The 12285-nt window shown below is 71.9% G+C and carries 6 protein-coding genes; 1 reads left to right on the plus strand and 5 read right to left on the minus strand.

The window, feature by feature from the left end; translation table 11 throughout:
- Positions 1 to 50: 50 nt before the first annotated feature.
- From ACGFNV_RS10300 to ACGFNV_RS10310, 3 genes are all read right to left on the minus strand, one after another.
- Positions 51 to 2684, minus strand: coding sequence for a protein kinase (locus ACGFNV_RS10300; RefSeq protein ID WP_393621082.1), 2634 nt, complete (start codon positions 2682 to 2684; stop codon positions 51 to 53).
- Between the two features lie 174 nt (positions 2685 to 2858).
- Positions 2859 to 5126: a serine/threonine-protein kinase gene (locus ACGFNV_RS10305; RefSeq protein WP_393621494.1), complete on the minus strand. Its 2268-nt coding sequence runs from the start codon at positions 5124 to 5126 to the stop codon at positions 2859 to 2861.
- 381 nt (positions 5127 to 5507) lie between these two features.
- Complete coding sequence (locus tag ACGFNV_RS10310) at positions 5508 to 7214, minus strand: glycerol-3-phosphate dehydrogenase/oxidase (protein WP_393621084.1); 1707 nt, start codon at positions 7212 to 7214, stop codon at positions 5508 to 5510.
- A 271-nt stretch (positions 7215 to 7485) separates the two neighbouring features.
- Between ACGFNV_RS10310 and ACGFNV_RS10315 the strand changes: the two genes are divergently transcribed.
- A complete protein-coding gene (locus ACGFNV_RS10315) occupies positions 7486 to 8703 on the plus strand; it encodes a nucleotide sugar dehydrogenase (protein ID WP_393621086.1) in 1218 nt (405 codons plus the stop codon).
- Between the two features lie 651 nt (positions 8704 to 9354).
- Here ACGFNV_RS10315 and ACGFNV_RS10320 read toward each other — a convergent pair.
- Positions 9355 to 10479: a GuaB3 family IMP dehydrogenase-related protein gene (locus ACGFNV_RS10320; RefSeq protein WP_037681310.1), complete on the minus strand. Its 1125-nt coding sequence runs from the start codon at positions 10477 to 10479 to the stop codon at positions 9355 to 9357.
- A gap of 150 nt (positions 10480 to 10629) precedes the next feature.
- The gene (guaB, locus tag ACGFNV_RS10325) at positions 10630 to 12132 is read right to left on the minus strand and encodes an IMP dehydrogenase (protein WP_393621088.1); all 1503 of its coding nucleotides are present in this window, start codon (positions 12130 to 12132) and stop codon (positions 10630 to 10632) included.
- Between the last annotated feature and the right edge of the window lie 153 nt (positions 12133 to 12285).

The raw sequence follows: 12285 nt of genomic DNA on the forward strand, positions 1-12285 counted from the left end.
TGATGGTTATCGCTTGCAGGAAGAAAAGGGAACCGCGGGGAAACCGTGGCTCAACGTGTGTACCGGTAGGTGGCCGACGCCTGCTCGTACAGCCGTGTCACCTCGTCCCGTTCGGCCTCCGGGCCGCGCACCTGCAGCACGTGGTAGCGCCCGTCGAGGAGGATCGCGATGTTCCGTACGAACAGGTCCTTGCCCTCCGCGGTCCAGGTGAACTGGCCCTCCGCCATGGTCCGTCCGCCCACCTCGATGGTGCGCAGTCCGGTGGAGGTGGCCCAGCTGGAGTCGCGGTACGGCTGGAGTTCGAGCTCCTTCTCCCGCTGGTAGACCATCGGATCGCTGCCGTACTTCTTCGCGGAGTCCCGCCCGGGCACGACGAGCAGCTCGAACGCGCCGTGCGTGTACCGGACCTGACCGAGCCCGTTGCGCGGCGTACGGTCCCAGCCGTTCGCCACGGCCACGCGGAAGCCCTCGGCGTCCTTGCGCACGGTGAACCCGGCGGGGACGTCGGGGTCGTCACCGGCCTGCGTCTCGGTGGAGTCGGCGGACCCGGAGGGGTCGGCGTCCTGCTTCGGCGAGGTCTGGTCGGGCCGGGGCTCGCTGCTCGCGTCGGGTGCCTGACCGACCTGGCCACTGGCGCCCGTCCGCTCGGCGCCGTCCGTGCCGCTCGCGCCGCCGCTCTCGTCGGACTTGGGCATGAACAGCACGGCGTACGCGACCGCCGCGGCCAGCGCCAGCAGTATCAGCACGAGCAGTGTGCGGCCGAGGCTGCGGGGTGAGCGGCCCGTCTCCTGCCGGGCCCGCTTGTGCCGACCGTGCGTGGAGACGGGGAGACCGGCGCGCCGTCTGCGCACCAGCTCGCCCCGGCGGCGGACGATCGGCAGCCGGTTCGGGTCGGCGGGCGGAGCGGCGATCACGTGCGCGCCGGCCTCCGGCTCGGGCGCCGAGCGGACCAGCGACCGCAGCCAGCCGCGCAGTTCCTCGAAGTCGATGCGCTCGGTGGGGTCCTGACGCAGCAGCGACTCCACGACCGGCCTGAGCGGCCCGCACTCCTCCGCGTAGGCGGGCGGCTCCGCGCACACCATCTGCACCAGCTCGGCCGTCGACTCCTCGGGGTACGGCGCGTGCCCCTGTACGGCCCTGAACAGCAGCGCGCCGAGCGCCCACAGGTCGGTCGCGGGGCCGATCGGCGCGGCCAACTGCCAGTTCTCGTGCACCGGCCCGGCCTGCTCCGGCGCCCACCGCTCGGTCACGGGCCCCACCACGGCCATCCGCGCCTGCCGCGCCCGCTCAGCGGCCAACGCGGTCGCGGGGCCTCGCCGTGCCGCCCCAGCGGCAGCCGGCTCGCCCCAGGCCCCGGAGGGCGCCTCCGCCGACGGGGCGGGCAGCGCGGGACCGTTCGGACCGTGCCCCTGAGCGGGAACGGACGCGCCGCGCACGCCGTAGGGGTCGGCGACCCGCCCGGGCGGCACACCGGGCCGCGTCACGTCCCCACCGGTCCGCGAGCCGTACGGCGACTGCGACACGCCGTTGACGTTCGTACCGGGGCCGACCTCGTACGGCGGCTGGGACAGCCCGTTGGCCGTCGTACCGGGGCCGACCTCGTACGCCGACTGCGACGCCCCGTTGGCACGGGGGCCGAGGTCGCCCTCGGCGGGGGGCCGGGCCCCGGGCAGGGCCGCACGGCCGTCCTGCGCCTCCTGCACCCGGGCGGCGGCCCGCGCGCCCGCGCGGTACGCGGCGATCGCTCCCGCACGCGCCGCACGGATGTCGTCGCCGCTCTCCGGCTCGGCTCTCCGCGCGAGCGCGGCCGAAGAACCCGCTCCACTCACCCCGTTCGCCGCTTCCACGCCGGCCGCCGGCAACGCTCCCGCCGCCCGCGCCTGAATGGCGGCCCGCCGAGCGGCCTCGGGGTCCACCCCACCGCTCACGACACCGGGGCCACCGGGCCCACCGGGACCGCCCAGACCGACCACGCCGGCACCGGAACCACCGCCACCGGCCACGCCACCCGCACCACCGGGCCCAGCGGCACCTCCGGCCCCACCGCCCGCCTCACCCTCCTCGGCCGGCACCGGGTCGTACCCGCACAGCGCCTCCTCCGCCGCGCCGACGGCCAGTCCGGTCAGCATGACCCGGCCGTCGTCGCAGACGAGCACCGTGCGCGCGGTGATGTTCCGGTGCACCCAGCCGTGCCCGTGCAGCACCCGCAGCGCCATGAGCACGTCGGAGGCGACCTCGGCAGCGCGGTACGGCGTCAGCGGCTTCTCGGCGAGCAGCGCGGAAAGCGGCCGCGCGGCCACGAACTCACTCACTATCCACAGCGACCCGCCCTCGGCGAACACGTCGAAGACCTGGTCGAGCCGTGGGTGGTCGGGGATCCGGGCCGTGGCCTGCGCGGCCTCGACCGCGCGCCGCACCACCGGGTCGGCGGGCCGCCGCGTGCCGCCCCCGGCCCGCGGCTGCGGGCGTCGCGCCCCGCGGTCACGCGCCGTGAACCCGTCGGGCAGCCCCTCCGCGTCGAGCACCTCCGCCTCGACGACCTCCGGCAACGGCACCTGCCTGACCAGGACTTCCTGCCCGCTGTAGGTGTCGAAGGCCCGGGTCTCGCTGAGTTCGTACTCGTCGGACGGCGGCAGCGGCAGGCGGTAGCGGTCGGCGAGTACCCGACCCGCATAGTCGTCCACGTTGCCTCCCCCGGCCGCCCGGTCGCTCAATTTCGCTCGTGCCGCGTCCCGTTCCCGCAAGAACTGGATTGCGTATGGTCCGCAGCCATTCACGATACGTGCCGGAGGCAACCTGCAAGGAGGGGATGTCAGATCTGACGCCCCGAACCCGCCCCGAACCGGGAGGCGGCCCGGTCACTTCTTCGGCTGGAAGGTCTCCGTCAGCGTCCGCCACGTGGTCTCACGCAGCTCCGAACCCCAGTCGTCGGCCTTCGCCGTGTACATCAGCGCGTACCCGCTATGGTCGTTGACGACGAAACCCCGGTCGACGGTGCGGTACTTCGTCCCGCTCTCCACATAGGTGAACTCCCAGTCGGCCGTGTTCCAGCTGCGGTAGTCCACCTTCTCTATTCGGATCCGGTCGTACTGCGAGCGCACCATGTAGCGCTCCTGGTTCTTCCAGTCCGAGACGGGGTCGCCCTTCGGCGTGGACGTCCAGGCGACCAGCAGCTTCTGCCCGTCGGGTCCGGTGAAACGGTCCCCCGCCGAGCCCGTGGACTGGTACTTCCACCCGTCGGGCAGGCCTATCGAGTACCCCTGGCTCCCCCGGTGCGTCTTCGCCGCGGCGGTGTCGCCGGAGCCACCGGCGGACGCCCCGCTGCCGCCGGACGCGCTCACCTCCGTGGCGGGTGTGTCCTTGGAGTCCGAACCGGCCGTCGCGGACTTGGACGTGTCACCGTCCGTACGCGTCCCGCCGCTCTTGTCCTCCTTGGTGTCCGCACGGGCGCTCTCGCCGGCGACAGTCCTCGAACCGCCGCTGCCCTTCGACCCGTTCGACGTGTCGTCGTCGCCGCTGAACGCGATGGCGAGCACGGTACCGATCACGGCGAGCGCCACGACCACCGCGATGATCAGCAGCGTCCGCCGCGGCACCACATCGGTGAGCGGTGCCCTCGGCACGGGCCGCGGCGGCAGATCCAGGTCCGGCGGCGTCATCACAGGCCACCCGGAACTCCGACCGTTCCCGTTCCCGTTCGCACCGGAAGCGCCCGGGGTACCAGGAGTGCCCGACGTGCCGGATGCGCTGGGTGCACCCGACGCACCCTCAGCACCCGAGGCAGTCCGCACCCCTCGCGCCCCCTGGGCGCTCCGGGCCCCCGCGGCCCCCTCGGCTCCCCGCGCCGCCGGAACCCCGAGCGCGCTCCGCGTCCCCTGCTCCCGAACACCGGCCGCGGAACCACCGGAGACGCCCGAGCCACCGGAACCGCCCGACCCGCTCAAGCCACCGGAACCACGCGAAGCACCCGAACCAGCACCGCCCGAAGGCCCGGACTCGACATCCCCCGCCGAAGCCCCACGGTCCGGCCCCGAAGTTCCCGTCCCGCTACCGGACTTGGCGCGGGTCGCAGCCGCCGACGTGGCCGCCCCCGCAGCGACGGCCGCCTTCCGCATGGAACGCAGCGCGCCCCGCAGCTTCTCCCCGGCCTCCTCGCCCCGCTTGCCCCCGGCGCCCGCCGAACCGCCCTCGTCCCCGGGCCCGTCCGGCTGCACCGGCAGCGGTACGACCCTCGTCGCGTCGAGCGGCGGCTCCGGCTCGGCCTGCTTCGGCTCGGGCGCGTGGATCACCGCGTTGAGCATGGCCCGGGCACCCGAGTCGTCGAGCCGCTTGGCCGGGTCCTTGGTGAGAAGCCCGTAGATGGCGTCCCTCAGCGGTCCGGCGTTCTTAGGCTCGTCCAACGGCTCGGTCATCACGGCGGTGAGCGTCGCGATCGCGGAACCCTTGTCGTACGGGGGCGCGCCCTCGACCGACGCGTACAGCAGTCCGCCGAGCGACCAGAGGTCGGCCGCCGGTCCCGGCTTGTGCCCGCGGGCCCGCTCCGGGGAGATGTAGGAGGGCGCGCCGACGAGCATGCCGGTCGAGGTGATCGACGGGTCGCCCTCGACCTGGGCGATGCCGAAGTCGGTGAGCACGACCCGGCCGTCCTCCGCGATCAGCACGTTCGACGGCTTCACGTCACGGTGCAGGATGCCCTCGCGGTGCGCCGAGCGCAGCACGTCGAGGATCGCCAGTCCGACCTCCGCCGCGCGCTTCGGCTCCAGCACGCCGTCCTCGCGGATGACCTCGGCGAGCGACTTGCCCTCGACGAGCTCCATCACGATCCACGGCCGGTCGTCCTCGTCGACCACGTCGAAGACCGTCACCGCGCTGTTGTTGCGGATCCGGGCGATGGCCTTGGCCTCGCGCAGCGTCCGTGTGATCAGCCGGCGCTTCTCGTCCTCATCGATGTTCCCCGGGAACCGCAGCTCCTTCACGGCGACCGTTCGGCCGAGGGTCTCGTCCTCGGCGCGCCACACCGTACCCATGCCGCCGCGGCCGAGCACTTCTCCCAGCCGGTACCGCCCGGCGAGGAGACGTGCGCTCTTGTCCTGACGGGATGTCCCCGCCCGCTCCGCCTCCGACATGCGTCCCCTCATGCAACCCGCCCTGACAGAGCCTCCATTGTCCCTCACCCGACAAGTGCCCAACGCCCAGGGTGGCTGTTGGGGCACCCGAGTCCTTCCCGGGCCCCGTCCGAGGCCCCCGCACCGCCGCCCCGGCCGCGCTGCCGGCCCGGGAGGAGACCGACGTCCGCCACGCCCGGGCCGGCGCGCCGTGGTCAGCCGCCGTCGGCGGCCGACGTGTCCTCACCTTCTGTGCACACGACGGCGATCGCAGATCCCGGCCTCGAACCGGCTCTGCTCACCGCCGAGTTCTGTCCTCGCACTCGTTGAACGAGCGGGTTCCGAACGGAGATCCCGGTACGTGACACTCGTTCGGGTGAAGAGGCCCGGTCCTGTCGCTGTTCACAGCGGCACGATGTCCGGGGCCCCCAGCCGTGCCGCGTCCGCCGTCAGGTCGTCCGGCTGCCGCTGGGACTCCCGCTCGGCCTCCACCCGCTTCTCGTAGTGCTCGACCTCGCGCTCGATCTGGTCCTTGTCCCAGCCCAGCACCGGAGCCATCAGCGCGGCGGCCTCACGGGCGGTGCGGGTGCCGCGGTCGAAGGTCTCGATGGAGATGCGGGTGCGCCGGGTCAGGGCGTCGTCCAGGTGCCGTGCCCCCTCGTGCGAGGCGGCGTAGACGATCTCGGCGCGCAGATAGTCGTCGGCCGCGCTCAGGGGCTGGCCCAGTGAGGGGTCTGCGCTGATGAGGTCGAGGACTTCCTCGGCCAGCGCGCCGTACCGGTTCAGCAGGTGCTCCACGCGCACCACGTGCAGCCCGGTCCGGGCGGCGATGCGCGCCCGCGCGTTCCACAAGGCCCGGTACCCTTCCGCGCCCAGCAGCGGGACGTCCTCCGTGACGCACTCGGCGACCCGCATGTCGAGCCCGTGCACGGCCTCGTCCACCGCGTCCTTGGCCATGACCCGGTACGTCGTGTACTTGCCGCCCGCGACGACCACGAGTCCGGGCACGGGATGCGCCACGGTGTGCTCGCGCGAGAGCTTGCTGGTGGCGTCCGACTCCCCGGCGAGCAGCGGCCTCAGCCCCGCGTACACGCCCTCCACGTCGTCCCTCGTGAGCGGTACCGCCAGCACCGAGTTCACGTGTTCCAGGAGGTAGTCGATGTCGGCGCTGGAGGCGGCGGGGTGCGCCTTGTCGAGGTCCCAGTCGGTGTCGGTGGTCCCGATGATCCAGTGCCGGCCCCAGGGGATGACGAACAGCACGGACTTCTCGGTGCGCAGGATCAGTCCGGTCGTCGAGTGGATGCGGTCCTTGGGCACGACCAGGTGGATGCCTTTGGAGGCCCGGACGTGGAACTGTCCGCGCTCGCCGACCATGCCCTGGGTGTCGTCGGTCCACACGCCCGTGGCGTTGACGACCTGCTTGGCGTGGACCTCGTACGCGCCGCCGTTCTCCACGTCCTGCACCCGGGCGCCGACGACCCGTTCGCCCTCGCGCAGGAAATCGGTGACCCGCGCGCGGTTGGCGACCTTCGCGCCGTACGCGGCGGCCGTGCGCACCAGCGTGGCCACGTAGCGGGCGTCGTCCATCTGGGCGTCGTAGTACTGGAGGGCGCCGACCAGGGCGTCCTTCTTCAAGGCGGGGGCCACGCGCAGGGCGTGACCGCGGGTCAGGTGCCGGTGCAGGGGCAGGCCCCGGCCGTGGCCGCGCGCCATCGACATGGCGTCGTAGAGCGCGACGCCCGAACCGGCGTACAGACGCTCCCAGCCCTTGTGCTGGAGCGGGTACAGGAACGGCACGGGTTTGACCAGGTGGGGTGCCAGCCGCTCCAGCAGCAGGCCGCGTTCCTTGAGCGCCTCCCGGACGAGGGCGAAGTCGAGCATCTCCAGATAGCGCAGTCCGCCGTGGATCAGCTTGCTGGACCTGCTGGACGTGCCCGATGCCCAGTCGCGCGCCTCGACCAGTCCCGTGGACAGGCCACGGGTCGCGGCGTCGAGGGCGGTGCCGGCGCCCACCACGCCGGCGCCGACGACCAGGACGTCCAGCTCGCGCTCGGCCATGGCTGCCAGTGACTCGGCGCGCTGCGCCGGCCCCAGTGTCGCTGTCCTCACCGCTGCCTCCCGCTGTCGGCCGGGCCGGCCGCATCCTCAGGGCGAGGCCCGGTTCGGTTCCCCCTGCCCACAATCCTGACCGGGTTGCCCGACTTCAGCCACCACTCGCTCCCAGCCTGTGGACAACCGCCACGTGTCCGCCGAAGAAACACAGCCGACCAATCCCGCATAACGGTCATATTTACTCCTAGTCTGACATTGCGCTCGCCCATCCTGTCCACAGGGCTTGCGCACCTGTCCCACTTCGGCTATCGGGAAGGACGGCCCAGCCATGCCCGCAGATCTCGCCGTCATCGGACTCGGCCCCTTCGGTCTGCCGCTGGCGCAGGCCGCGGTCGCCGCCGGCATCTCCACGCTCGGTTACCGGACCGGGCCGGAGGCCGGTTCCCTCAGCCCCGCCGAACTGCGCCGGATGCTCTCGGGGGGCTTCCGGCCCGCCACCAACCCCGCCGAGCTCGGCCGGGTGCGCACCGCGGTCATCTGTGCGCCGACACCGCGCCGCGCGGACGGCGGGCCCGACCTGAGTCAGGTGGAGGCGGCCGCCCGCACCCTGGCCGCACATCTGCGCCCGCACACCACGGTGATCCTGGAATCGCCCGTCTACCCCGGCACGACGGAGGAATTCCTGCGTCCGCTTCTCGAGGAGGGCTCGGGGCTGCGCGCGGGCCGCGACTTCCACCTCGCCCACTCCCCCAGCCGCGTCGATCCCGGCAACCGGGACGTCACCCCGGCCGGCACCCCCAAGGTCATCGGCGGTCTCACCCCAGCCTGCACCGAGTCCGCCGCCACCTTCTACGGCCGACTCACCGACAAGGTGGTACGCGCGCGTGGGCTACGAGAAGCCGAGACCGTGCAGCTGCTGGAGACCAACTACCGGCACGTCAACATCGCCCTCGTCAACGAAATGGCCGTCCTGTGCCACGACTTGGGCGTCGATCTGTGGGACGTGGTCCGCTGCGCCGAGACCAAGCCGTACGGCTTCCAGGCGTTCCGCCCCGGCCCCGGTGTCGGCGGCCACTCCTCCCCGCAGGACCTGTCGGGCCTGGACGGCCGCCCCGTTCACCCCCTGCGGATGGTGGAGCTGGCCCAGCAGGTCAACAGCCGGATGCCCCGGTACGTCGTCCAGCGCGCCGCCGCGCTGCTCAACGAGCACGGCAAGTCGGCCAGGGGCGCGCGCGTGCTGCTGCTCGGCGTCACCTACAAGCCCGACCTGGCCGACCAGAAGGCGACTCCCGCGCGGGAGATCGCGATCCGTCTGATGGACCTCGGGGCGGCCGTCAGCTACCACGACCCGCACGTCCCGTCCTGGAACGTCCTCGACCGCCCGGTCCCCCGCGCGGACTCCCTCTACGAGGCCGCCGCCGACGCCGACCTGACGATCCTGCTCCAGAACCACCGCACGTACGACCTCCAGGGCCTCTCGGTGAAGGCACAGTTGCTGCTGGACACGCGGGGGGCCACGCCTACGGGGGCGGCGCATCGGTTGTGAAGGGGGGCGCGTGGGGTTGCCGACCGCTGCGGTTAGTGGCACGCGGTTCTCTGCGCCAGTACGGTGGAAACAGGCGGAGCCCACCGCAGCGGTCACTGCGGCAGGCTCCAGGATGGATCACGGAGTGTCCGCCCCTAGGTTACGTGGGGGCGGCCGCTCACTATCCTTGCAACAAGGCGGAGCCCACCGCAGGGGGTACTGCGGCAGGCTCCAGGATGGATCACGGAGTGTCCGCCCCTATGTTTCCTAGGGGCGGCCGCTCACCATCCGAAAATCCGCAAGATCCACCTCCTCCGGCACTTCACCAGCCAAAGCCGGATCCGATCCCATCGAGTGGGCTTGCGGTGGCGTCCCATGGGCGCCCCCTTCCACGACACCACCCATTGACCCGGTAGGCGGTCCGTCGGAAATCGGGCCGGGCCCCGAAGGCGGGGGCCCGGAACAAGTCCTTGGAAGGGGGCGCTCCAGAAACCTGGGGCGCCACGCGCACGTTATCGCTCTCAACCCTGCTGACCAGCGCAGATCGACGTCGAAGGCAACCGTGCGCCCCCAGCCCGCCCCACACGCCCCCGCGCCCGCCCGGCCACGCAAAAGGGGCCGGTCACCTCACCCGAGTGAGATGACCGGCCCCTTCCGAGGTCCTCGTAGCGCCTACCGCTTGTGCTGGGAGTCCGCGACCGTGACCTCCACGCGCTGGAACTCCTTCAGCTCGCTGTAGCCGGTGGTGGCCATGGCGCGGCGGAGGGCGCCGAAGAGGTTCATGGAGCCGTCGGGGGTGTGGGACGGGCCCGTCAGGACCTCCTCGATGGTGCCGACCGTGCCGAGGTCGACCTTCTTGCCTCGGGGCAGTTCCTCGTTGACGGCCTCCATGCCCCAGTGGTTGCCCTTGCCGGGCGCGTCGGTGGCGCGGGCCAGTGGGGAGCCCATCATGACCGCGTCGGCGCCGCAGGCGATCGCCTTGGGGAGGTCGCCGGACCAGCCGACACCGCCGTCCGCGATCACGTGCACGTACCGGCCGCCGGACTCGTCCATGTAGTCGCGGCGGGCGGCGGCCACGTCCGCGACGGCCGTGGCCATCGGGACCTGGATGCCGAGCACGTTGCGCGTGGTGTGGGCCGCGCCGCCACCGAAGCCGACGAGGACCCCGGCCGCGCCGGTGCGCATCAGGTGCAGGGCGGCGGTGTAGGTGGCGCAGCCGCCGACGATCACCGGGACGTCGAGTTCGTAGATGAACTGCTTCAGGTTCAGCGGCTCGTGCGAGCCGGAGACGTGCTCCGCCGACACCGTCGTACCGCGGATGACGAAGATGTCCACGCCCGCGTCGACGACCGCCTTGGAGAACTGGGCGGTGCGCTGCGGGGAGAGCGCGGCGGCCGTGACCACGCCGGAGTCGCGCACCTCCTTGATGCGCGCGCCGATCAGCTCCTCCTTGATGGGGGCGGAGTAGATCTCCTGGAGGCGTCGGGTCGCGGTCTCCGCGTCGAGCCCGACGATCTCGTCGAGCAGCGGCTGCGGGTCCTCGTACCGCGTCCACAGGCCCTCGAGGTTCAGCACGCCGAGGCCGCCGAGCTCACCGATGCGGATCGCGGTGGCCGGGGAGACGACCGAGTCCATGGGGGCGGCCAGGAAGGGCAGCTCGAAGCGGTAGGCGTCGATCTGCCAGGCGATCGAGACCTCCTTCGGGTCCCGCGTACGACGGCTCGGGACGACGGCGATGTCGTCGAAGGCGTACGCCCGGCGGCCGCGCTTGCCGCGCCCGATCTCGATCTCAGTCACGTCTGTGGCCTTTCCCTGATGCGTTGCAGCGTCTTCCAGTATCGCCGACGGGTACGACAGCGGCCGCCCCGCCGGTGGCCCGGGACACACCGAGGGCGGCTCCGGGAGTCCCGGGGCCGCCCTCGTGTGTGTCTCACGCCCGCGTGCGAGTCAGCTCCTGCTGTAGTTCGGCGCCTCGACCGTCATCTGGATGTCGTGCGGGTGGCTCTCCTTGAGACCCGCGGAGGTGATGCGGACGAAGCGGCCCTTGGCCTCCATCTCGTCGATGGAGGCGGCGCCCACGTAGCCCATCGTCTGGCGCAGACCGCCGACGAGCTGGTGCAGGACGTTGGCCAGCGGGCCGCGGTAGGGCACCTGGCCCTCGATGCCCTCGGGCACGAGCTTGTCGTCGGAGCCGACCTCGGCCTGGAAGTAGCGGTCCTTGGAGTACGACTTCGCCTGGCCACGGGACTGCATCGCACCGAGCGAGCCCATGCCGCGGTACGACTTGAACTGCTTGCCGTTGATGAACTGCAGCTCGCCCGGGGACTCCTCACAGCCCGCGAGGAGGCTGCCCAGCATCACGGTGTCGGCGCCGGCGGCGAGGGCCTTGCCGATGTCGCCGGAGTACTGCAGGCCGCCGTCGCCGATCAGGGGGATGCCTGCCGGGCGGGCCGCGAGGGACGCCTCGTAGATGGCGGTGACCTGCGGGACACCGATGCCGGCAACCACGCGGGTGGTGCAGATCGAGCCGGGGCCCACGCCCACCTTGATGCCGTCGACACCGGCGTCGATCAGCGCCTGGGCGCCGTCACGCGTGGCGACGTTGCCGCCGATCACGTCGACGCCCACGCTCGACTTGATCTTCGCCATCCAGCTGAGGGCGTTGCTGTTGTGGCCGTGCGAGGTGTCGACGACCAGGAAGTCCACGCCGGCCCCGGCGAGCGCCTGGGCGCGCTCCAAGGCCTCGGGGCTGGCGCCCACGGCCGCACCGACGAGCAGTCGGCCCTCGGCGTCCTTCGCCGCGTTGGGGTACTGCTCGGCCTTGACGAAGTCCTTGACGGTGATGAGGCCCTTGAGGACGCCCGCGTCGTCGACCAGGGGAAGCTTCTCGATCTTGTGGCGGCGCAGCAGCTCCATGGCGTCGGCACCGGAGATGCCGACCTTGCCGGTGACCAGCGGCATCGGGGTCATGACCTCGCGCACCTGACGCGTGCGGTCGGTCTCGAAGGCCATGTCGCGGTTGGTGACGATGCCGAGCAGCTTCTTGTTGCCGTCGGTGACCGGGACGCCGCTGATGCGGAACTTGGCGCACAGGGCGTCGGCCTCGGCCAGCGTCGCGTCGGGGTGCACCGTGATCGGGTCGGTGACCATGCCGGACTCGGAGCGCTTCACGAGGTCGACCTGGTTGACCTGGTCCTCGATGGAGAGGTTGCGGTGCAGCACGCCGACGCCGCCCTGGCGGGCCATCGCGATCGCCATGCGGGACTCGGTCACCTTGTCCATCGCCGCGGAGAGCAGCGGGATGTTGACCCGGACGTTGCGGGAGATGCGGGACGAGGTGTCGACCGCGTTGGGGAGCACTTCGGATGCACCCGGCAGCAGCAGCACGTCGTCGTAGGTCAGCCCGAGTGTCGCGAATTTACCGGGTACTCCGTCGACGTTGGCAGTCATGACACCTTCCCCAAATGGCCTTGATCGGTGCGGATGTCCATGCTAACGGGAAGCGCGGGTCTCGAATTCCACGGTTCCGGATGGCTCCGGGCTTCGTATGTTCGTACGGAATGTCGTACGGAATCAGGTGGGCGCCTGTTCATCCGGGGGCGC

Source organism: Streptomyces sp. NPDC048751 (assembly GCF_043198595.1).
Taxonomy (GTDB): domain Bacteria; phylum Actinomycetota; class Actinomycetes; order Streptomycetales; family Streptomycetaceae; genus Streptomyces.